At 38.9% G+C, this 22,248-nt stretch carries 25 protein-coding genes; 6 read left to right on the plus strand and 19 right to left on the minus strand.

The genetic code is table 11. The features are described from left to right. Nucleotides 1-15: 15 nt before the first annotated feature. From ACIFOT_RS03080 to ACIFOT_RS03115, 8 genes are all read right to left on the minus strand, one after another. Nucleotides 16-1,152, minus strand: a complete 1,137-nt coding sequence (locus ACIFOT_RS03080) for a conserved virulence factor C family protein (protein ID WP_430061530.1) — start codon at nucleotides 1,150-1,152, stop codon at nucleotides 16-18. 281 nt (nucleotides 1,153-1,433) lie between these two features. Then, nucleotides 1,434-3,323, minus strand: coding sequence for an ABC-F family ATP-binding cassette domain-containing protein (locus ACIFOT_RS03085; protein WP_430061532.1), 1,890 nt, complete (start codon nucleotides 3,321-3,323; stop codon nucleotides 1,434-1,436). Further along, nucleotides 3,320-3,961: an HD domain-containing protein gene (locus ACIFOT_RS03090; protein ID WP_430061534.1), complete on the minus strand. Its 642-nt coding sequence runs from the start codon at nucleotides 3,959-3,961 to the stop codon at nucleotides 3,320-3,322. Before ACIFOT_RS03090 ends, ACIFOT_RS03085 begins: the two co-directional genes overlap by 4 nt. Before the next feature lie 73 nt (nucleotides 3,962-4,034). Beyond that, complete coding sequence (locus ACIFOT_RS03095; protein WP_430061536.1) at nucleotides 4,035-4,190, minus strand: hypothetical protein; 156 nt, start codon at nucleotides 4,188-4,190, stop codon at nucleotides 4,035-4,037. Between the two features lie 59 nt (nucleotides 4,191-4,249). After that, nucleotides 4,250-5,098, minus strand: coding sequence for a DegV family protein (locus ACIFOT_RS03100; RefSeq protein ID WP_430061538.1), 849 nt, complete (start codon nucleotides 5,096-5,098; stop codon nucleotides 4,250-4,252). 108 nt (nucleotides 5,099-5,206) lie between these two features. After that, entirely contained in the window at nucleotides 5,207-5,698 is a 492-nt protein-coding gene (locus tag ACIFOT_RS03105; protein WP_430061540.1) for a glutathione peroxidase, read from the minus strand. Between the two features lie 3 nt (nucleotides 5,699-5,701). After that, complete coding sequence (locus tag ACIFOT_RS03110; protein ID WP_430061542.1) at nucleotides 5,702-6,238, minus strand: hypothetical protein; 537 nt, start codon at nucleotides 6,236-6,238, stop codon at nucleotides 5,702-5,704. Nucleotides 6,239-6,252: 14 nt separating this feature from the next. Continuing rightward, a complete protein-coding gene (locus ACIFOT_RS03115) occupies nucleotides 6,253-7,935 on the minus strand; it encodes a formate--tetrahydrofolate ligase (protein WP_430061544.1) in 1,683 nt (560 codons plus the stop codon). Between the two features lie 227 nt (nucleotides 7,936-8,162). On the opposite strand from ACIFOT_RS03115, the gene metA reads away from it, so the two are divergent. Further along, on the plus strand, nucleotides 8,163-9,071 hold the full coding sequence (gene metA, locus ACIFOT_RS03120) for a homoserine O-acetyltransferase MetA (protein WP_430061546.1): 909 nt from the start codon (nucleotides 8,163-8,165) through the stop codon (nucleotides 9,069-9,071). Between the two features lie 80 nt (nucleotides 9,072-9,151). Continuing rightward, nucleotides 9,152-9,364, plus strand: a complete 213-nt coding sequence (locus ACIFOT_RS03125) for a DUF3892 domain-containing protein (RefSeq protein WP_430061548.1) — start codon at nucleotides 9,152-9,154, stop codon at nucleotides 9,362-9,364. Between the two features lie 29 nt (nucleotides 9,365-9,393). Here the strand turns inward: ACIFOT_RS03125 and mntR are convergent, their stop codons facing one another. The 3 genes from mntR to ACIFOT_RS03140 form a co-directional block, all read right to left on the minus strand. Next, entirely contained in the window at nucleotides 9,394-9,816 is a 423-nt protein-coding gene (mntR, locus tag ACIFOT_RS03130) for a transcriptional regulator MntR (protein ID WP_430061550.1), read from the minus strand. Between the two features lie 93 nt (nucleotides 9,817-9,909). Then, nucleotides 9,910-12,078: a DNA topoisomerase III gene (locus tag ACIFOT_RS03135; RefSeq protein ID WP_430061552.1), complete on the minus strand. Its 2,169-nt coding sequence runs from the start codon at nucleotides 12,076-12,078 to the stop codon at nucleotides 9,910-9,912. Between the two features lie 135 nt (nucleotides 12,079-12,213). Then, nucleotides 12,214-12,471: a hypothetical protein gene (locus ACIFOT_RS03140; protein WP_430061554.1), complete on the minus strand. Its 258-nt coding sequence runs from the start codon at nucleotides 12,469-12,471 to the stop codon at nucleotides 12,214-12,216. A gap of 208 nt (nucleotides 12,472-12,679) precedes the next feature. Between ACIFOT_RS03140 and cspD the strand changes: the two genes are divergently transcribed. Then, on the plus strand, nucleotides 12,680-12,880 hold the full coding sequence (gene cspD / locus ACIFOT_RS03145) for a cold-shock protein CspD (RefSeq protein WP_024027115.1): 201 nt from the start codon (nucleotides 12,680-12,682) through the stop codon (nucleotides 12,878-12,880). 43 nt (nucleotides 12,881-12,923) lie between these two features. Here the strand turns inward: cspD and ACIFOT_RS03150 are convergent, their stop codons facing one another. Then, nucleotides 12,924-13,112: a zinc-finger domain-containing protein gene (locus tag ACIFOT_RS03150; protein ID WP_430061556.1), complete on the minus strand. Its 189-nt coding sequence runs from the start codon at nucleotides 13,110-13,112 to the stop codon at nucleotides 12,924-12,926. 21 nt (nucleotides 13,113-13,133) lie between these two features. Further along, complete coding sequence (locus tag ACIFOT_RS03155; RefSeq protein ID WP_430061558.1) at nucleotides 13,134-13,790, minus strand: reverse transcriptase-like protein; 657 nt, start codon at nucleotides 13,788-13,790, stop codon at nucleotides 13,134-13,136. Between the two features lie 148 nt (nucleotides 13,791-13,938). Between ACIFOT_RS03155 and ACIFOT_RS03160 the strand changes: the two genes are divergently transcribed. Together ACIFOT_RS03160 and ACIFOT_RS03165 are read left to right on the plus strand one after the other, a co-directional pair. After that, a complete protein-coding gene (locus ACIFOT_RS03160; protein ID WP_430061560.1) occupies nucleotides 13,939-14,343 on the plus strand; it encodes an RNase H family protein in 405 nt (134 codons plus the stop codon). An 8-nt stretch (nucleotides 14,344-14,351) separates the two neighbouring features. Continuing rightward, entirely contained in the window at nucleotides 14,352-15,272 is a 921-nt protein-coding gene (locus ACIFOT_RS03165) for a DMT family transporter (protein ID WP_430061562.1), read from the plus strand. A gap of 39 nt (nucleotides 15,273-15,311) precedes the next feature. On the opposite strand, the gene ACIFOT_RS03170 is transcribed toward ACIFOT_RS03165, so the two are convergent. Beyond that, the gene (locus ACIFOT_RS03170; RefSeq protein WP_430061564.1) at nucleotides 15,312-15,581 is read right to left on the minus strand and encodes a DUF6123 family protein; all 270 of its coding nucleotides are present in this window, start codon (nucleotides 15,579-15,581) and stop codon (nucleotides 15,312-15,314) included. A gap of 40 nt (nucleotides 15,582-15,621) precedes the next feature. Next, on the minus strand, nucleotides 15,622-16,113 hold the full coding sequence (locus tag ACIFOT_RS03175) for a divergent PAP2 family protein (RefSeq protein WP_430061566.1): 492 nt from the start codon (nucleotides 16,111-16,113) through the stop codon (nucleotides 15,622-15,624). 84 nt (nucleotides 16,114-16,197) lie between these two features. Here ACIFOT_RS03175 and sspL point away from each other — a divergent pair, with 84 nt between their 5' ends. Continuing rightward, complete coding sequence (gene sspL / locus ACIFOT_RS03180; RefSeq protein WP_289985394.1) at nucleotides 16,198-16,335, plus strand: small, acid-soluble spore protein L; 138 nt, start codon at nucleotides 16,198-16,200, stop codon at nucleotides 16,333-16,335. A gap of 51 nt (nucleotides 16,336-16,386) precedes the next feature. On the opposite strand, the gene ACIFOT_RS03185 is transcribed toward sspL, so the two are convergent. From ACIFOT_RS03185 to ACIFOT_RS03200, 4 genes are all read right to left on the minus strand, one after another. Continuing rightward, entirely contained in the window at nucleotides 16,387-17,283 is an 897-nt protein-coding gene (locus ACIFOT_RS03185; RefSeq protein ID WP_430061568.1) for a 5'-3' exonuclease, read from the minus strand. A 71-nt stretch (nucleotides 17,284-17,354) separates the two neighbouring features. Continuing rightward, a complete protein-coding gene (locus ACIFOT_RS03190; protein ID WP_430061570.1) occupies nucleotides 17,355-18,182 on the minus strand; it encodes a sulfurtransferase in 828 nt (275 codons plus the stop codon). A gap of 21 nt (nucleotides 18,183-18,203) precedes the next feature. After that, nucleotides 18,204-21,866, minus strand: coding sequence for a dynamin family protein (locus tag ACIFOT_RS03195; protein ID WP_430061572.1), 3,663 nt, complete (start codon nucleotides 21,864-21,866; stop codon nucleotides 18,204-18,206). Nucleotides 21,867-22,012: 146 nt separating this feature from the next. Continuing rightward, nucleotides 22,013-22,248: hypothetical protein (locus ACIFOT_RS03200; RefSeq protein ID WP_430061574.1), on the minus strand; the 236-nt coding region annotated here is incomplete at its 5' end.

Below are 22,248 nucleotides of genomic sequence, written 5' to 3' on the forward strand. Positions count from 1 at the left end.
AATGCAATTTTGAAATCAGTTTTCTGATTTTCTTGCTTCAGTCATTTGTTTCCAGACAGACCCCTTGGCTTCTTCCCCGCCTTCGATTCGTTCAATCGCCATTTTAATTTGCAGGCTAACTTCAAATTCCGGGTCATTTTCAGCAGCTCTTAGAGATGACAAAGCCTTTTCATCCCCTTCTTCATATAAAAACATCGCAGCCCGCCAGCGGACAAGTTTGCTTGGGTCTTTAAGGGCCGATATCATTTCATCAGCTGCTTCCGGGAATCCCAAGTCCGATAAACAATCTCCCGCTGTCCTGCGAACCGTGACTGTCTTATCCTTCAGGGCTTTAAATAAAAGAGGTAATACGGCACGGTCTTTTATCATTCCGAGATAGACCGTGGCTAGTCTGCGAATGGATGGCTTCTCATCCGCTAATGCCTTTTCGAGGACCGGTAAATCCTCGAGCTCAGGATCATCCATTTGCTCTAGCAGCTGATAGCGTACCTGCCAGTCAGGATTAGTCAGCGCTTCAAGTGTTACCTTTTTCCGGGTGAGGATTGGTTTTGCTTTTGTTATAGAATCTTTTTGCTGAGCACTTTCAACCAGTGCTTCTAATCGTTCTTGAGGATAGGCGGCAATTAATTCTTCCACTACGTCCTGACCTATTTGGTCGAAGTCTCCGTAACGGACACCCTGATCTGCCCATTTTCTTAATAAAATATAGTTTTCGTCAGGGAGCTGCGCCTTTTCCCTTGCCTTTAAGAAGTATTCAGGCATTCCGAAACGTTTTTCGGTCGTGCCATCAGTTAACTTCACTTGGAGGGGAATATCTTTAAACATTTGAACTTCTACTTTAATTTCACCGAAATGCTCATTTACCTGGTTTTCTGTCTCGTTAGATTCGCCTGCCGCTTCTCCAAACGACTGACGGACTTGAGGGAGCAACACTTTCCAGTCAAATTTAGCATTCCTTTCAACGGCCAAGAAATCAGCAACGTGATACACACCCTTGATTCCTTCTATTTGAAGGATTGCCTGAATTACAGGAGGAGCCTCGGTAGACGTTTCTTTTTTATAATTATGGCTCTTCCCCATTGGCAGTTCTTGATCTAAAATAATTTTCATTGTATTCGGACTTGGCGTTGGTTCAATCGCCTTAATTTTCAACACAATCACCTTATTCTTAATGTTGTTATCTCTATCAAGTTTAACACAATGGTGGTCATTGATTCATGGAGGATGCTCTTATTTTTTAGGTTAGAAATGCGGTTTCGCGAGTAAATTACCTTTTTCGGCGAGTAAACATAAAAGTTTAGCGGGTAAATCATAAATTTCCGCGAGTAAACCACAAGAATCCGCGAGTAAACCGTAAAATTTCGCAAATAAACAGAAAATACCCGTACCTTAGATTCTACACTCCACAAAAAAGTACGCCAGAGGCGCACTTTTTATTCATTTTCCGCAAGTTCAGCTAGATATGACCATCGTTCAATTAAATATTCGAGTTTTTCGTTCAATTCTGCTTCCTGTTTCATTAGATCCTGCGCTTTTGTGAAATCGCTGCCCGACTTCCCTAATTCCTCCGAAACTTCTTCAAGCTTTGCCTCGGTTTTAGCAATAACCTCATCAATTTCTTCCCATTCTTTTTTCTCTTTAAAGGTCATTCTTTTCTTTTTTTCCTTTTCAGGAGCTTTTGGAGCTGGTGCCGAAACTTTCACAGCTTTCTCTGCTTCAAGAGCCGTTTCTTTCTCAAGATATTCTGTGTAATTACCATAAAAGGAATCAATGATCCCTTCACCGCGTAAAACAAGCAGCTGCTCTGCTACTTTATCAAGGAAATAGCGGTCATGGGAAACCGTGATTACCACTCCAAGGAATTCTTCGAGATAGTCTTCAAGGACGGTCAAGGTTTGGGTATCTAAATCATTAGTCGGCTCGTCCAGTAAGAGAACGTTTGGTGCAGTCATTAAAAGCTTTAACAGGTAAAGACGACGCTTTTCCCCACCAGACAACTTACGTATCGGCGTTCCATGTGTAAACGGAGGAAACAGGAACCGTTCAAGCATTTGGGCCGCCGAGATTGTCTTACCATCCGATGTTTCCACAATCTCAGCAGTTTCCTTAATATACTCAATCATCCGCTTATTTTCATCCATGTCTTCGCTTTCCTGCGTATAATAAGCGATTTTCACGGTCTGTCCCATGATGAATTCACCTTCATCAAGCGGAATTCTTTGGGCGAGAATATTTAAAAGGGTTGATTTCCCCGCACCATTCCTGCCAATGATCCCAATTCGATCCCCCGGCTTCACTAATAAATCAAAATGATTTAAGATTGTTTTTTCTTCATACCGTTTGGATCCATCCTTCAGTTCAAAAACCTGTTTGCCAAGTCTGCTGCCATTTAACGAAATATCAAGTTTCTCACTTGAAGGCTTACCTGATGCAAGCTTTTCATCTAGAGCTTCAAAGCGTTGAATACGGGCCTTTTGCTTCGTTGTTCTTGCTTTTGCGCCGCGCCGGATCCACTCTAGTTCACGCCGGAACAGATTTTTTCTTTTTTCAAAGGTCGCTGCTTCATTTTCTTCGCGAATCGCCTTTGCTTCTAAAAAAGCCGCATAATTTCCTTTGTAGCTATATATATTGCCCCCATCTAATTCAAACATCCGATTGGCAACCCGGTCTAAAAAGTAGCGGTCATGGGTTACCAGCAAAATGGAACCGCTGTATCTGCTCAAATAATCCTCCAGCCATTTAACGGAATCAAAATCCAGATGGTTAGTGGGCTCATCAAGAATAAGTAAATCAGGTTCAGCAATCAATACCTGTGCTAAGGCGACACGTTTTTTCTGACCGCCAGACAGCTCACCAATTTTCTTTGTAAAATCCTCGATTCCCAATTTCATTAAAATCGATTTAGCATTCGTACTCGCATCCCAAGCATTTAACGCATCCATTTGCTTTTGCAATTGAAAAAGTTGTTCCTGAACCTTTGCATCGGCCGGAGCTTGCTCCAGATCCATTAATGTTTTTTCGTATTCCCGCATTAACTTTAAAATGGGCGCATCACCATGGAAGACTTGTTCGAGCACAGACTTGTCCGCATCCAATTCGGGCTGCTGGTCTAAATAAGCTATGGAATAATCCTTTGCAGTGATAATTTTACCTTTGTCAGCAATATCAACACCTGCAATTATTTTTAATAAAGAGGATTTGCCTGTCCCGTTTATCCCGATCAAGCCTACCCGTTCCTTTTCACTAATCGTGAAGGTAATATCATTAAAGAGCTGTTTCTCCCCATAGGTCTTTGACACATTTTCAACTGTTAGCATTTTCATGAGTCTTGCCCATCCCATTCTTGGTAAAATTGTTCTAAAAATAAGACCATCATTTTGTGACGGCTGGCGGAAATATTTTTGGCAGCTTCTGTATTTAAAAGATCCCTTAATTTCAATAGTTTTTCGTAGAAATGATGGATGCTTGTCGATTTTCCTTTTCGATATTCTTCCAAACTCATTTCTTTTCTTACCGAAATACTAGGATCGTAAATAGGCTGTCCTTTTTTCCCGCCATAGGCAAACGCTCTTGCAATTCCAATTGCCCCAATGGCATCCAATCGATCAGCATCCTGAACAATCTTTGCCTCGATTGATTCTAGAGTGGTTTTTCTTCCGCCTTTATATGAAATCGATTCAATAATTTTTACGATATGATTTTTGTCCGTATCCGTTATTGAGATAGAGCTTAAAAAGGATTCAAGTTTTTGCTTACCTTTTTCCGCACTTTCATTTAATTTTTCATCTGGTATATCATGCAGAAGCGCCGCCATTTCTATGATAAACGGATCTCCAGCTTTTTCTTCCGTGCAAATATGTAAAGCGTTTCGACGGACACGGTCTACATGGAACCAATCATGGCCTGTTGCATCTTCACCTAATTCCTGTCGAACAAATTCTTCGGTTTGTTTTATGACCATTTAAAGCACCTACCTTCACCCCTGTTATTTTATCATGAAAAACAAACAAAAAATAACCCCGAATGTTTCGAGGTTATTTTTTGTTTGCTTGACGTCCGCTTTTTTTCTGGCTTTGTGAACTAGTATTTCCAATTTGAAAATCACTGCCTAGTTCAATATCATTTCGGTTATCCTGTTTTTCAATTTGAGCTCTTGTTTGATTTGCATTCTGCCTTCCTTGTTTACTCATGGCCAATCCCCCTTCTGCTTAGATTGCGTGCAATCTTAGTATGCTCCAGTGGGGGAAAGTTATTTCATGGCATTATGCCAGCTGATTCCCAGGGTATTTTCACCTGCATGGACGCCAATGACTGCACCTAATGGGCAACAAATCACGTTTAATTCAGGAAATTGCTTACCAATTTCAGCTTTCCATTCCACCGCATGTTCTTCATGCAGACCATAGAGAATATACACCTCTTTAAATTGTTGCTTCTCATACGCCACCCTAAAGTAATCGAGGATTTTTTCCTTTGCCTTTTTCTCGCTACGGACCTTTTCTTTTACGTTCAGTGCACCATCTTCAATCGATATGATCGGCTTTACGTTTAACAAGCTTCCCAGGAAAAATTGGACGCCTGTCATCCTGCCGCCGCGATGCAGCTGCTCCAAGCTGCCAACAAGAACATAAGTTTCATTCGTATCTCTAATCCGTTCCATTTCCTCAATGACCTCTTCTAGCCCGCTGCCCGTTTCAAGCAGATTCATTCCTTTTTTGAGTAATGCCGACATAGGATAGGTAAGAATCTTCGAATCAAAGGTTGTTACTGGAATATTTACAAGGTTTGCTGCCTGCTCACTTGAGGATACTGTCCCACTTAGTTTGCCTGATAAATGGACACTGACGATTTGGTCATAATCCTTTTCGAGCTGTTCATACAAAGCCTGGAATGCACCTATAGATGGCTGTGAGGTGGTGGGAGGATTTTTTAAGTGTTTTAATCTTTCAAATAACTGTGTTGGAGTCAAATCAATCCCATCTGCATACACCTCTCCATCCAAAACAATCGATAATGGAATGGAATACACATCTGGATGATTTATTAATTCATTATCTAAATAGGCAGTGCTATCCGTTACCCATGCTGTTTTGACCAATGCCATCACCCCTTTTTATTAGTATGTGGTCATAATACTAAGTTAGAACCATCGTACCTTTATTTTTGAATATTGTAAATATTATTAATAAAAAATAAAACCGGCTGATTAGGCCGGTTTTACTGTAAGTATTGTCTCTATATCTTTTGCGATTTCACTTGGTTTTGTCTGAGGGGCAAAACGCTTAATGACGTTTCCATTAGCATCGACTAAAAATTTGGTGAAGTTCCATTTAATAGTATTAAGGCCTAACAAACCAGGAGTTTTCTCCCTTATGTATCTAAACAATGGATGGGCATAAACCCCGTTAACATCCACCTTTGCGAACATTGGGAATGTTACACCATAATTTAATTCGCAAAAGGATTTAATCTCTTCCTCACTGCCAGGATCTTGGTTCATAAATTGATTGCAAGGAAACCCAAGGATTTCTAACCCTTTATCCTTATAGGTTTCATAAAGTTCTTGCAGCTCCTTAAATTGAGGGGTGAAACCACATTTACTTGCCGTGTTTACAATAAGTACAACTTTCCCTTCATATTGCTTTAGCGAAATTTCTTGTCCATCTATCGTTTTAGCATTAAACTGATAAATTGTCATCCTTTACCCCCTATTTCCTGCCAACATAAATGCCTGAAGCTGTTCCATTGTGGTGACCATAAAATCAGTCATTTCAATCAAATCATCCATTTGCTCTTCACCAATTATTCTTTCAAAATCAATTGCAATGGTATTTTTGATTTTTCTAGGTTTGTTTAAAGGATTATATTCTACATATTGAGTAATTTTCCTCTTTTCGCCCCAAATATCTAAAAATATTGTTTCAATCGCTTGAAAATCAGAGGCATTTTCCAAATGTTTGAGGAAAAATTGCAATTTAACATAGCTTCCGGCAAGCTTTTCAGGCAGTGAGCTGGGCAAGAGCTCAGCTGCCAGGTTAACAAGCTTGGATTCCATTTCAATTCTGGCAGTAACAGAACCTGCTGGCAATTGAAAGGATAGGTCAAATGAACGCGACATTTTTGCCATGTTTATGATATCATTTCGGTCCGTAATAATGATTTCACCGCTTAAATCAAAGTCATAAAGTGCACCTTCAATAACTACTTTCATATTATCAAAGGCAGTAGGATCAAACATCTCATTTCTCTCCTTTAGAAAAGGCCTAACGCATTGCCGTTTTCATCCACATCCATATTCAATGCTGCTGGTTTTTTGGGAAGTCCCGGCATTGTCATTACTTCTCCTGTTAAGGCAATGATGAATCCAGCGCCAATTGATGGTTTAAACTCCCGGACTGTTACGGTGAAATCCAATGGTCTCCCTAACTTGGAAGGATCGTCTGATAAGGAATATTGTGATTTTGCCATACAGACAGCTAAATTGGACCAGCCGAATTTTTCAAAATCCAGCAATTGTTTTTTCGCTTTTGGAGAGAACTCAACATCCTTTCCTCCATATACCTGCTGGACGATTGCCCTTACCTTTTTTTCGATGGAATCAGAGAGGTCATATAAAGAGTGGAACTTATTTTCCTCCTCATCAATGACGGTTAAAACTTTTTCAGCAAGTTCAATACCGCCTTCCCCGCCCTTTTCCCAAACCTCTGTTAAGGCAACTGGAACCTTTTCGCGTTTACACCACTCTAATAAAGTCTCCACCTCTTGGTCTGTATCAGAAACAAATTTATTAATTGCCACCACAATTGGCAGTCCAAAGCTTTTAATGGTTTCAATGTGTTTCTGCAAGTTCGCAAAACCAAGCGTTAAGGCAGGAATGTTTTCTTTCGATAATTCCGTTTTCGCAACACCGCCATGCATTTTCAAGGCTCGGATTGTCGCCACAATGACAACCGCTTCTGGTTTTATGCCGGCACTTCTGGATTTTATATGTAAAAATTTCTCAGCGCCTAAGTCAGCACCAAAGCCCGCTTCGGTAATGACATAATCGGCAAGATTGGCCGCAGCCGTCGTAGCAATCACACTGTTGCAGCCATGGGCGATATTTGCGAACGGCCCGCCGTGAATTAGGGCAGGAGTATGTTCAATGGTTTGGACAAGATTTGGTTTTACCGCATCTTTTAATAACAGGGCTAAGGCTCCTTCAACACCTAAATCACCCACTGTAACAGGTTCCTTATTGTAATTATAGGCAACGACCATTCGTGATAAGCGTAATTTTAAATCCTTTAAATCAGTGGCTAAACAAAGGACTGCCATAATTTCCGAGGCAACTGTAATATCAAAGCCATCTTCTCTTGGTACACCCTGCAGAGGACCGCCAAGGCCGATGATCACTTTTCTTAAGGCCCGATCGTTCAAGTCCACAGCCCGTTTCCAAACAATTCTCCGCTGATCGATCCCCAGTTCATTTCCTTGTTGGAGATGATTATCTATAAGAGCTGCAAGGGCATTATTTGCCGTCGTAATCGCATGTAGATCTCCTGTAAAATGCAAATTGATGTCCTCCATCGGAAGAACCTGTGAATATCCTCCGCCAGTGGCTCCGCCTTTTATTCCCATTGTTGGTCCTAATGAAGGTTCGCGCATCGCAATCATTGCTTTCTTGCCAATACGATTGAAGGCATCTCCCAATCCAACAGTTACAGTCGATTTACCTTCACCCGCCGGTGTAGGATTAATCGAGGTCACAAGAATAATTTTTCCGCTTTCTTTTGTCTTGATTTTGGCTAAAGCTTCATTCGAAATTTTCGCCTTATATTTTCCAAAAAGCTCAAGATCATCTTCTTCTAAACCAATTTTTTTGGCGATCTCGATAATTGGCTGCATTTTTGATTCTTGGGCAATTTCAATATCGGACTTAACTGTAGTTTTCATTACCACCATAATCCCCCACATTCAGCATTTAGAATATAACTACGTCTATATTGTATCAAAAATGCGCTTTCATACCGAATGTTAATTATGAACAAATTATTATCTTTTCTGAATTTATAATAATGTTTATAATAAAAAATAATGAATTTTTTAAATTTTCATTGACGGACAACGGTGAACCGTTGTAATAATAAATGTATTATTTTAATAATAAAGGGGTTGGTCACTTGCCTATTAACATTCCACAGCAACTGCCTGCACGGGAAATTTTAGAGCAGGAAAATATTTTTATCATGGACAATGAGCGTGCTACGAGTCAGGACATCAGGCCATTAAATATACTCATTTTAAATTTAATGCCTGAAAAGGAAAAAGCGGAAACACAGCTGTTAAGATTATTGGGTAATTCACCCCTTCAGGTGAATGTTAAGTTTTTAAAAACAGACTCTTATGAATCTACCAACACTAGTAAACAGCATCTTGAACAGTTTTACACTACCTTTCCTCAAATTCAAAACCAGAAATTTGACGGGATGATCATTACTGGTGCCCCAGTTGAACTTTTAGAGTTTAATCAAGTGAAGTATTGGTCTGAACTAAAAGAAATTATGGATTGGACCAATAAAAATGTAACTTCCACTTTACATATTTGCTGGGGCGCGCAGGCAGCACTTTACTATCATTATGAGATTGATAAATTTGAATTGTCTCGTAAATGTTCAGGCATTTATGCTCATCGAATTTTCGAACAAAATGATATCTTACTTAGAGGGTTTGATGATCAATTTTATGCCCCTCATTCAAGGTATACAGATGTATCCATTGAAGCGATTAAAAGGAATCCGAAACTAAAGCTGCTGGCTGCTTCCGAGCAGGCTGGGGCCTTATTAATTGCTTCAAGAGATAGAAAGCATGTTATGATTACTGGTCATTTAGAATATGAATCTGATTCACTTGCACAGGAATACGATCGCGACCTCAACAAAGGATTAGAGATTCATATGCCTGAAAACTACTTTCCAAATAATGACCCAACCCAGCCGCCAATCAACCGCTGGCGTTCCCATGGCCACCTATTCTTTTCAAATTGGCTTAATTATTATGTCTATCAGGAAACCCCATTTAATTGGGATTAGAAAGCATCGGCGTTCGCCGGTGCTTTTTGGTTTATTTTGCGTAAGATATAGAAAGAATATATCGAAAAGGAGGAATAATCGTGGAGACAATAGTCGCATTGCATCGTAATCATTTTGGTGAGATTATCAGCTTTGTCACTTCTGAAGGACGGATTATATCCTATAGGAAGGCTTTATTGGAGGCAGGATCGGGTCAAATCCATGGAATATCATCCGTTCAAGGTGCTGATGGAACAATTTCGTTAACACCAGAGTCCTCTCAATCATTCGACGATTATCCGAACCTATTTTAAAAGCACCCGGCTTCGGCCAGGTGCTTCTTTTAATTTTGTTCGTTTTGTTTTTGAATTTCTTTCAATGCTTCCATCCGGTTCGGGTCCTCTTCAAAAAACTGAACCAAGTCCCCGATTCGATCGATGGAATCCCAGCTTAAATGATGCTCAATCCCCTCAACATCAGCATAGATGTTTTCATCTTTAACTCCAATAATTTTGAGAAACTGTTCAAGCAGTTCATGTCTAAAGACAAGTCGCTTGCCAATTTTATTGCCTTTTGGGGTTAAACTGAGTCCTCTATATTTTTCATACACCAAATACTCATCTTTATCCAGCTTTTGAACCATTTTTGTTACTGAGGAGGGATGTACAGATAACGCTTCGGCAATATCAGAGACTCTCGCGTATCCTTTTTCTTCAATCAAATTATAAATTTGTTCAATATAATCTTCCATGCTCGGTGTTGGCATCCCTTACCCTCCATTGTCCATCATCATTAAAAGTTTACTATAGATAAAAACGAGTGACAAGGCTATTTATCTCTGAAACAAATCCTAAGGCATTTATTTTGGTGCAGGCTCAGCAAAAATAAATTTAATTTTTTGCTCCTTTTCATCAAGATAAAGCTTTGCATTAAAGGTTTTATCTTTATTTGTAAATCCCTCAATCAATTCTGTTGTGCCTTCTTTAAGTAGCATTTTAATATTCTTTTGGGTTATGTTCTTTCCAAGAATTTTTTTGGAAATGGTAAAATCGCACTTATTATTTTTAAAATTAGAGCAACCATAAAAGCTGCCCTTATCAACAATCGACCCATCACATTTCTTACAGGGACCTAATTTTGTATAACTTCTGGTCTTCGTTGTTTTCTTCCCTGGGGTAAAATTTTCCTTCACATCATCTGAAAAGGACCAATTATTTGCTTGACCAATTCCGGATGTTATTAAGTGCAATACCATCTTTTTCGTCTGTTCCATAAACTGCTTCGGTGAAGCGGAGCCGTCTGATATTTCTTTTAGCTTTTGCTCCCACTTTGCTGTCATTTCCGGTGAGGCAAGTATCTCTTGACCAATGGCACCGATTAATATTTTGGCCTTGGCGGTGGCATACACTAAATTTTTGGTTACTTCAATATAATGCCGATCCTTCAGCATCGTAATGATACCTGCTCTAGTTGCCTCTGTCCCGAGTCCTTCCGTCTTCGCCAAAATTTTCTCTAATTCTTTATCCTCAATATGCTTGCCAGCCGTTTTCATTAAAGTTATTAACTGCCCTTCTGTATATCGCTTGGGCGGCTGCGTTTGGCTCTCTTTTACCTCTACTTTTTCGGTAATTCCCTGCTCCCCTTTTGCCAGCTGCGGCAGGGCAGCGTCATCATCATGGTCCTTTGGTTTTAAAACCTTTCTCCAGCCTTCTTCAATTTGAACCTTCCCCTTCGAGATAAACTCTGCTCGTCCATCTACAAGGGTTGTTACCGTAGTATATTCGAAAATGGCTTTTTTGTAATGAATCGCTAATAAACTTTTAACTACTAAGTCATAAATTTTCCGCTCGTCCGGATCTAACTTTTCCATAGTTGGAATTTGCTCAGTTGGAATGATGGCATAGTGATCGGTCACTTTTTTTTCATTTACATACCGTTTATTATCTGCAATGGAGGAAATCGGCAATGGGAAAAAGCCTTGATAGTCTTTAAGCTGCCCTAATTTATTAAGAATTTCCGGGAAGGTGCCCGCTTCTTCTTTTGTCACATAACGTGAGTCAGAGCGTGGGTAAGAAACATTTCCTTTTTGGTAGAGTTTTTGCAGAACATCCAGCGTTTTTTTCGGCGGGAACTTAAATAATTTATTGGCCTCTGCCTGGAGAGCAGAAAGATTATATAACAAAGGCGGGAAAAATTCTTTTCGCTCGGAGATCACTTCCGCGATTTCAGCCGGTTTACCTTGGCAAAATGCAGCAACCTTTTCGGCCAGCTCCTTTTTATTTACACGAGTTTCACCATCATTCTGCCATTTCCCAATGTATCTTTTTTCATTTATTAAGAAATGAGCCTGAACCTCCCAAAACGGTTCAGCTTTAAAATTTTCTATTTCTAATTCCCTCTTAACGATTAAAGCTAATGTAGGTGTCTGAACTCTTCCAACCGAAAATACATCGGAAAAACCTTGTTTTTGAAGAAGCAGGCTGTAAAGTCTGGATGCATTCATCCCAACCACCCAGTCTGCACATGCACGGGTATAGGCTTCAAAAAATAAGCTTCGTGTATCGTTTTCATCGAGCAGCTTATTAAATCCTTCTCGAATGGCATTCGCGGTTAAGGATGAAATCCAAAGCCTTTTCATTGGCTTATGGCATTTTGTTATTCTTAAAATATTGCGGATAATTAACTCTCCTTCACGCCCAGCATCACCGGCATGAATAATTTCCGTTACCGCAGGATTTGAAACTAGCTTTTTAATAACCGCAAATTGTTTAGCCTTATCTTTCGTAACTTCATATTCAAACTGTTCTGGAATGATCGGCAAATTATCCAAGGACCACTTTTTCCAGCCAGACTGATATTTTTCCGGAGGAACTAATTGGCAAATGTGGCCAATCGCCCACGTTACATAGGCACCATTTGAAAAAAGTTCATTTGGAAAAATTTCAATAAAGCCGTTTTGTTTTTTATGCTTAAAGATGGACGCCAGCGTTGAACCTTGATCTGGTTTTTCAGCAATAATTAGCTTCATAATAATTGTCCCCTTTTGATTAAACATCTCCGATTTCATTTTACCTATTTCGAACTATCCTCGTAAAGTAATAATCATATCCATAAAAAAACCTTTCCGGTGAGATGGCCGGAAAGATTTACGTTTATCCATGTTCTACTGAATATACCAATTTTCTTCTGAAATAATATTTGAAACGGTTAATATAAATGATGGAATCCTTTCTACATTAAAGACAATCGCACCGATATTCCTGTTAAACATAATAAATGCATCCCCATGCGAGAAATTTCCAAGTTTATCACTAATCTGCTGCAAGGACATCAAAACTGCCTGTTTTTCAGCTGCCTCAATCGTTATCTGTGGTGAGAATCTTAAGATCCATTCGTCTCCGTCAATCGAAAATCGATACATGACATCCCCACCAAACATGTAATATTTACTAATTAAACATATGAAAAAGTAGGAATTTTATGTTATGAATTGGATAAAAAACCGCTGCCATTCCTTGACTGTCCATTTCCCTTATTGTATATTTAAAACATCATGTAACCGAACATGATAATATTCATCATTGGCACCAAATAAGGGGTGTCTTGAAAGGCTTAGGAGGAAGAAATACATGCAAAACGGTAAAGTAAAATGGTTTAACAATGAAAAAGGTTTTGGTTTTATCGAAGTTGAAGGCGGCGACGATGTATTCGTACACTTCAGCGCTATCACAGGCGATGGCTTCAAATCATTAGAAGAAGGCCAAGAAGTTTCTTTCGAAATCGTTGAAGGAAACCGTGGACCACAAGCAGCTAACGTTGTAAAACTATAATCTAATAATAACCATTCAAGGGCTGACGATTTCGTCAGCCTTTTTAATTCGTCAGTTTTTTCCCATACTCCTGCAGCTTTTCTCCAACGGTGCATTGTGATATGCAAAAACGGTGCGCAGCCCTCCGACCGCCTTCTTTTTTCATATAATGATGCAAAAAACAGCCTTCACAGTAATGATTTATCATGTTCTCGACCTGAATTAAGAGCTCTTTTCTAGCTTGATCCTTCACTAATTCCGTGCACCCCCAATCTTATAGGATTAATGTTTTGGCAAAGATTTCTTTTCCTTCTAGTGCTTGGGTAGCCAGCTTATCTGCCTCTTTATTATCTTTTCTTGGAATGACCGTGTATCTTGGCATAAGACCAAGTGCTTTGATTTTTTCCTCGATTCGATCAAGCCAGCTGTTTAACGTTGCTTCATAGCACGGCCACTCCCCTTCAAGCTGTTTTAGCACAACCTGGGAGTCCCCCTTAAATTCACAGGATAAATGTTTAACGCCTAAATCCTCTAAAATATTTAAAGCATAATAAAAGGCAGCATATTCGGCTTCATTGTTAGTTTCCATTTCATTAAATCGCTCATTAGCGCGAATCCGATATTTCTTCTTCCCCTGCTTAAAAAAGATAACTACACCGAGACCTGCTTCATTTGTTTCCTTTTGAAAGCCCCCGTCAAAAAATACAGTAATATCATGTGGATCCTCTTCGATTTCTGTTAACAGTTTTCTCATTTCCTTTAAAATCCAAGAGGTTCCTTTTTCATCATAAAAATACAAATCCGTTATTTTCCCAGAGCGCTCCAAATCCTCTCCTATCTCAATGGCTGTTTCCCCAGAAACCCATTCAGATGAGAATTGGACCTTTTCATTACTTTTTAATTTATGATACCACTCGAGCCTATATTTCATTGTTTTCAGTCCTTCATGAAATTTTCATTCACCATTATATATATTCTTTTTTATCATACCCACTTGTGCCATATAAAAAATATTTTCCTGCAGGACTGTTTTAATATATGGTAAACTTTCATTATTACATTGATGGAGGAATCGTAAATTGATTGAGGTCTACATTGATGGAGCCAGTGCCGGTAATCCTGGTCCTAGCGGTGCAGGGATTTTCATTAAAGGAAACGGAATAGTTGAAAAATATTCAATTCCCCTTGGAGTTATGTCAAATCATGAAGCGGAATTTCAAGCTTTTATTAAAGCGTTAGAGGTTTGCTTAGAAAAGGGATTTGCTGACTCTGTTGTTTCCTTTCGGACTGACTCCGAATTAGTCAACAAAGCTGTTGAAAAAGAATTTGTCAAAAACAAACTTTATTCTCCTTTACTTGAAACGGCATTGCAATTAGCTAAACGGATTGATTTATTTTTTATGAAGTGGATACCAAGTGCTGAAAACAAAACAGCTGATGAGCTTGCCAGACAGGGCATTCAAAAAAATGAAATTGGGGAGTAATTAACACCATGAAAAAACCAATTTATGCTGATTTAAGTTTGCTCCTTGTCACTTTAATATGGGGAACTACTTTTGTATTAGTGCAAAATGCCATCGACTTTATCGCCCCCTTTGCTTTTAACGGGATCCGATTCTTCATTGCAGCAATATTACTCATTATCTGCCTGCTTATTTTTGAAAGAAAGCAATTACAATTTTTGAATTTCAAATTAATTAAATCAGGGGTCTTTATTGGTTTTTGGCTGTTCCTTGGCTATGTGACACAAACAATCGGGCTATTATATACGACCACCTCAAAGGCTGGATTTATCACAGGATTAAGCGTCGTATTAGTTCCATTATTTTCAATGTTTTTATTAAAGCAAATGCCCAGCCGGAATGCGGTATTAGGTGTGATTACCGCCACACTTGGCTTGTTTATGCTGACCATGACGGATGTAAGTTCATTAACTATTGGCGATGGATTTGTTTTTATTTGTGCGATTAGTTTTGCCATGCATATCATTTTTACTGGTAAATTTTCAAGCAAGTATCCATCACTTTTATTAACAGTCATTCAGATTACAACCGTTGCCGTTTTATCGATAATCTCCTCATTTCTTTTTGAGGATTGGCAAAAATCCTTTAACATGACTAGTTTATTATCAAATTCAGTGATCCTTGCTTTAATTATAACAAGTGTTTTTGCCACTGCTATGGCCTTTTTCATTCAAACCAATTTTCAAAAATATACCTCAGCAACAAGGGTTGCTTTAATTTTCGCAATGGAACCGGTTTTCGCTGCAATTGCTGGCTATCTATGGGCAGATGAACGCCTCTCCGTTAGTGCGTTGTTTGGCTGCATACTTATTTTTATGGGAATGATCTTTGCGGAGATGCCGGTTAACAAAATTCCTTTCCTTAAAAAAAATAAGAGTATTGAAGGATGAAAAAACTCCCTTTTCCATTTTGGAAGGGAGTTTTTTTCTTTATAAAGCAAGCAGTTCTTTTTCTTTAATAAACTTTATGGCGCCGCTTCTGGTTTTAATCCTATTTGAAGCTAATGTTTCCAGCAGTGAAACATAAAAACTGCCATCAAAGCTTTTTTGCGCTTTTAAAGTCATTTCAATTGCCGTATTGATGATTTCATCGGAAGCATTTGTATAATGTTTCCCGAAAAAAATAAAACCAATGGCATCCTCTTGAAACTGAAATCCCTTTCCTTTCAAGAAGTGTAAATAATCTTCCACCGTCCGCATTTACGTTCCATCCCTCTCCCTGCAGTCTAAAAGCGTCCCTTTAGAATCTTAACGTAAATTTGGGGATTTTTCTATTCTTTTTTGTACATTTATGGCCTAAAATTCCCACTAAAACCCCTAGAATTGCTCCGCCAATTACTTCTTCTGGCTGATGACCTAACACTTCTTTCAGCTTTTTGGGTTTCTCTTCTTTAAATTCTACACTTTCATCTTTTTGAATCTTTTCAATTAAATCATTCATTGAGTTTACCTTTAAGGTTAGCTCCCCTGTTTGCCTTCTTACCCCTTGGGCATCGTACATGACAATCAGCCCATAAACAAGGGATAAAGCAAAATCAACAGTAGGCAGACCACGCTGCAAGGCAATATACGTTGTTAAGGTTGATACGCCCGCTGAATGAGAACTAGGCATCCCGCCTGTCCCAAAAAAAAGCTCTGGACGCCATTCCTTCTTTTTAAAATAGTGGATAGGAATTTTCACACCTTGTGCTAGTCCAATGCTAAAAAGGGCTAAATAAACACCTTTGTTCATTTTATCACCTCTGCCCTTATTGTTAGAAAGCCTGAGTTTTATTATTCCTAATGGAGATACTAACATAATGGGAGGTGATTGTTTATGGGTAAAAAAGTCGGGGCAAGTAGAGGTGTTAAAGCACCCGGTGTGAATCCGCAAGGTTACGGTCAGGATGCAGAATTTGCTGAGGAACCGAAAAGTAAATTAGAAAACGCAGCCAAGAAGAAAAATACAAAATGATTAAAAATCTGGCTGCCCACAGACAGGCAGCCAGATTAGCCTTACTTGTTTTTAGGAAACATATGCTTCATCAAGCGGCAGCAAACGCTGCACGCCACGAAGCTCTAATTCCATTAATTTATTTAAAGCTTTTTCTTTTTCAATTCTCAGTCCAGCTTCATCTAAGGTACAGCTTACAGGAACATCGCATTTAATTTCTGCGAGCTTCCTCGATAGGTGAAGCATTTCAAGATCCTGTTCAATTTTCGTTTTGTTGGATTTAGAAAGCATGTCCAAGTTTGCGATAATTCCCTCAACATGTTCAAATTCCTGCAAAAGCTTTAATGCCGTCTTTTCACCAATTCCTTTAACTCCTGGATAATTATCACTAGGGTCACCCATTAAAGCTTTTAAATCAATCATCTGCCTTGGAGTAATCCCTTTTTCTTCCCAAAAGGTTTGCGGCGTGTGTACATGGTAATTCCCATAGCCTTTTTTCAACAGGATGACGGAGATTCTCTCATCAAGGAGTTGAAGGATATCTTGATCACCCGTCAAAATCGAAACCTGTGCATATTCTTTGGATTGATTGGCAATGGTTCCGATGCAATCATCTGCTTCATACCCTTCTAGTCCAATATTAGGTATGTCAAATGAGGCAACGACCTCTTTTACTAAATCAAATTGCGGGATAAGCTCAACAGGAGCCTCGCCGCGGTTCCCTTTATATGCATCAAATAACTCTGTTCGAAAGGTTTTACTGCCCATATCCCAACAAACGGCAAGGTGGGTTGGTTTAAAAGAAGATACAGCGGTAAATAAATGCTTTACAAAGCCATGAATTCCATTTGTCGGAATTCCTTTAGAATTTATCATAAATTGTCCTGTAACCGCAGTTGCATAAAAAGCACGGAATAACAAGGCCATTCCATCAACTAGCATAAGTGAAGGTTTTTGAATATTGTTCATTTTTGACCTCCTAAAATTGTTGGTAGAAAAAACAACACGTTCACCATTATAACATAATCTCAGGTCAAAATTTATTCTATTTTATTTTCTTCATAGGAAATCCAGTCGCTAAAACTTCCAACGTAAAGCTTTACATTGATATATCCGGCTTCCATTAAAGAAAGAAAGTTTGGTGTAGCAGTTACCCCAGAGCCGCAGTAAACAATAATTTTCTTGTCTGCCCCAACATCCGAGAACCGCTCTTTTTGTTCTTCCTCCCCTTTATAGCTTCCATTATTTAAACCAGCCATCCAAGGTTTATTGATTGCCCCCGGAATATGGCCTGCTTTCTTATCAATGGGTTCTTCAATGCCTAAATACCGCTTTTCTTCACGTGAATCGATTAAAACGACTTTTTCGTTTTTCTTTAAAGCTGCTTCTTTCACTTCCTCAATATCCGCCATTATTTCCGGCTTTAATTGGATTTGAAGCTTTTCTTTCTCAAAGGAGGGCAGATCCGTAGTTGTTGGATAATTAGCTTCCAGCCACTGCTTATAGCCCCCATCAAGGACATAAACCTTTTCATGTCCAAGATAACGGAGAAGCCACCAAAACCGGCCAGCATATGCACCTTCCCCATTATCATAGGCGACAATCACCTTTTCGCCATCAATTCCTGCAGTTTCCAGTTTATCGACAAATTCAGTTAAATCTGGCAGAGGGTGACGCCCGCCATGCTCACGGACAGGGCTTGACAGATCTTTTTCCAGATCAAAATAGACAGCACCAGGTAAATGGCCAGCTATATATTCTGCTCTTCCTTTCTCAGGATTAGCTAATGAAAACCGGCAATCAACAATTCTTACATTGCTAGCTTGTAAATTTTTTTGTAACCATTCTTTATCCAGGATAAACTTCAAGATCTTCCCCCCATTTTCATATTATTTTTGTAATTGCTCCTGTATTTTGGTCAAAAGTTCAATGGAGACTCCACCTTCTAATGCAGCAAGGAGGCCTTGGTAATAATCTTTCACCTGCTCCTCCATTTGACTTAACAAACGGCTAAATTCAATTGCTAATTTTCTATCATAATGTTCCTTTAAACGAATTGTTTCCTGCTTTAGATATTCATCTGCAAGTGGATTTAAAGTATTATAAAGTTCCTCACTCATCAACTTCTTCTCATTTTTTTCGAAAAATGATTTTGGATTTTTAAAATACGAGACTGCTTTGGAAAACTGCTGATTATTTAAGCGAGTAAAAGCTGTTTGGAAATCAATATCCTCTCCATGCATAATTTCAAACGTCGAAAAAGAAAGGTCTTGATTTACTTCAAGAAACTTCCTGGTAACTGCTAATTGATAATCAACAAAGCGTTTTTCGATAAACCTGTCTAATCTTACGGTTGTTGCCCTCATTTCCTGGGCCAAATCAAAGCCAAGGCTTTCTAGAAATTCATCCAGTGCACCCTGCAATGCCTTTTTCAAATTGCGGCCATCGTCTCTTAGAGTTGAAGGATTAAATGCTTCTTTAAAGAAATCGCTAAATCTTAAGAATACTCGCTGCTTGATGTAATAAACTAATTCATCCGCTTCTTGGTTTAATCGGCCTTGAATAGCCTCAGGTGTTTGTTGTTCAAACAATCCCTGAATAACTGCCTTTTGTTTTTCGATCTCAAGCCGTTTTAGTTCCTTAATTGACTTGTCTTCTTTTGAATTTTGAATTAGCTTGTTCACTAATCCTTGAACACGAGATAACTCCGTTTCTGCAGAAGAAACAGTCATTTCTGTTAAGTCATTTGTAATGAATTGATAAAACGCTTCTTCAAAATTGGCCATTCCAGAGCTTCCATCATGTGTTGGACTGGTTTTCTCTTTTAAAGCAAGCAGGCTCGATAAAGAATAGAGGTGCGGATTTCTTATGCCATATTTAACAAGCTGTTCTCCCACATAAGCGGCCACTGCCTCCTTCTCTGCCTCATTTTCAGCAAGGTCGATGGCATTAATCAAAAAGAACATTTTATCCATTTGAAATGATTCTTTGACACGCCCGAGCTGGATCAAAAATTCACGGTCTGCTTTTGAAAAAGCATGGTTGTAGTAAGTGACAAACAGGATAGCATCTGAGTTTTTGATATAATCAAAAGCGACACCTGTATGACGGGCATTAATGGAATCAGCTCCTGGAGTGTCCACAAGGGTAATGCCTTTCCGTGTTAACTCGCAATCATAATAAAGCTCAATCCATTCGACATAACAGGATTTTTCCTCTTTTGCAACAAACTCTTGAAACTCGGTTAAATCTGTTTCCATGATGGTCCCAAGTTGATTGACAAATGTATCATAGCCCTTATTAAAGGCTTGCAGAAAAGCAAAATGGGTCTTTTCTAAAACACCTACTTGACCTTCCCCAAGCATAATTTGATTAATTCTCTTGGAAGCCTCAGCAAAATCGTCAGCATGAAACTCAAAAACCTTCAAGGAGCGATTAACATCCTCGAGCATGGTGGTTTTTTCTTTAAATTTCACTAATACCGTTCCATGTGGAGTTTCATTTGTTACTGGTTTGATTTTATTAATGGCAGCCGTCGTCGGATTGGGCGAAACGGGCAGCACTTTCTCCCCCATCAGGGCATTGGCGAAAGAAGATTTCCCTGCACTAAATGCACCAAATAAGGCTACTGTAAAGCCCTTATTATTTAATCTATTTGCTTTTTCGACTAATTCTAGTGAGAGCTTGTTAAAACCAGGCAGATTTTGAATCAGCTTTGAAGTATGATGCAAGCGATCAATGGTAACTTGCAAACGATTTTCTGCAATTGGCTGAAACGATTTTGCTTCTTTAAGAGGAAGAATCTCTGTGACTGAAGGGACAGGCTTGCTGCTGTTGTTATTTACAACGATGGTTTCACCTTCAGATTTGATCAATTCGTATTCTTCTACTTCCCTTTGGTTAAACAAGTGATGAAAATCTTCTTTTAGGTCTTCTGATTGGGTCAGCTTTTCTGAAATGAGTTTTTCGATATTCATCAAGTTTTGTTCAGAATTGGTTATTTCTGATAAGGCGTTTACGTATTTCTCAACATTACTATATTCCTTTTCGAACTTGTTCTTTAATTTGATATTTTGTTCTGTTAAAGAATCCAGGTAACGAGCCTTAAATTCACTTAATTGATTTCTCGCAATCTTTTTTATTTCATTTGCGACATCCTCTGTATAATGAAGAAGATATTCTCCTGATAAACGGGCACCTGCCTTAACAGTTTTCTGTAAACTTTCTAGCGGGACTGATACCGAAAATCCCTGAGCCAAACTTAGAAGTTCCCCATGGTCAAGCTTGGTTTCCTTCAAGGTCCGCAGTAAATATTCTCGTAAATGCCACTCAAGCTGTGATTTCGTTTTATCAAGTATATCTTGATAAAAGCGGTTCAACCTTGCTTCCCTCTCCTCTTGAGTTTTTTGTTTGGAGAAGAGGAATCCAACCTTAAATTCTGGCTGACACGATTCTAAATAGCCTTCGGCCAAATGCCTTGTTTGAAACGGCATGAGATAGGCATTTTTCATAATTTGGGCTATTTCATGATCGAAATCATCATCCTTATCACCTACTCCTTCCTTTAATTTCTTTAAATCAGAAGTGATATTTTGATAGGATGCTGACAATGTCTGTTTTTCTTGATCGGGTAACTCATTTAATAATTCCATGGCTGGAGCAAGCTTCTCTTCTTCTGCTTTTTTTAAGTCGTCAAGATGGTCTTGAGTGATTTTTTTCAAAGAATGAAAAATAGATGGGAGCAGAAATTGATCCTTTGCCGCTAATTTTTCAGCAATGAATTCCTGAAGATCGAGAAATTCATTAAATGGGCTGTCCTTATATTTTAAGGAAGTATAAAAAATCCTCGCAGGCTTTACCCCCCATGAAGCAAACGAATCGACAACACTTTTTTGGAATTCTGAAAAACTTAATTCTTCATCTTTATGCTTATCGATTTGGTTGATGACCAAATATACTTCTTTACCAGCTTCGGTAAGTTCTTTTGTAAACAAGAAGTTTAACTCCGCTTGAACATGATTATAGTCCATCACATAAAAAATAAGATCGGCGAGATGAATCGCTGATTCGGTTGCTATTCGATGAGCATCATCAGCTGAATCGATACCAGGAGTGTCCATAATCACCGTATTAGGCGGTAAATGGGAATCACTGTGGCTAATCTCAATTTCCTCAATTTTGTCCCCGTCTTTGCAATAGTTTTTGACCAATTCATAATCATACGGGGCTAAATAAAGCCTTGGTTTTTCATTTTTGAAAAACACCTTGGCGTATTCCTCCCCAGACTTTACTTTCACTAGATTGGCGCTAGTTGGTATTGGGCTTGATGGAAGCAAATTTTCGCCGACGACCTGGTTTATCATCGTCGATTTTCCGGCAGAAAAATGACCGCAAAAGGCAATCGTGAACTCACGATTTTCTAATTTTTTGGCTAGTTGCTTCACCTTTTCTGCATGATGCAGGTCCTCTTGTCCCAATAAATACTCATTTATAGAAACAATTTTTTGTTTAAGTGTTTGTATCGTTTCATTTGGATTAGCTGTTTTAATCATTTCTTATATACCCCTTAACAACATGATAATAAGTTTTATTTTATACGATAATTCAAACTTTTCCTATCTTGACACTAGAAAAAACAAAAATAACCAAGGCAATCCCCTTGGACAAGCTTGCGAAAATCTTTGTATAGCCTTTTATTTCATTCACTAACTTTTTTAAAAAAATTATTAATTTTAGGTCTTTCAACATGTCTATTGATTTGCGCTCCAGGCGCTTCGCTTTCCGCGGGCGTGCCAGGGAGCCTCCTCGGCGCTTTGGCGCCTGTGGGGTCTCCCCTGCCCCGTACTCCCGCAGGAGTCTTCGCGCCTTCCGCTCCAATCAACAGATTGGCAAAAATCACATTAACCATAATTAAAAACTGCCCCAATCGGAGGC

This window comes from Neobacillus sp. NRS-1170 (genome assembly GCF_050468025.1).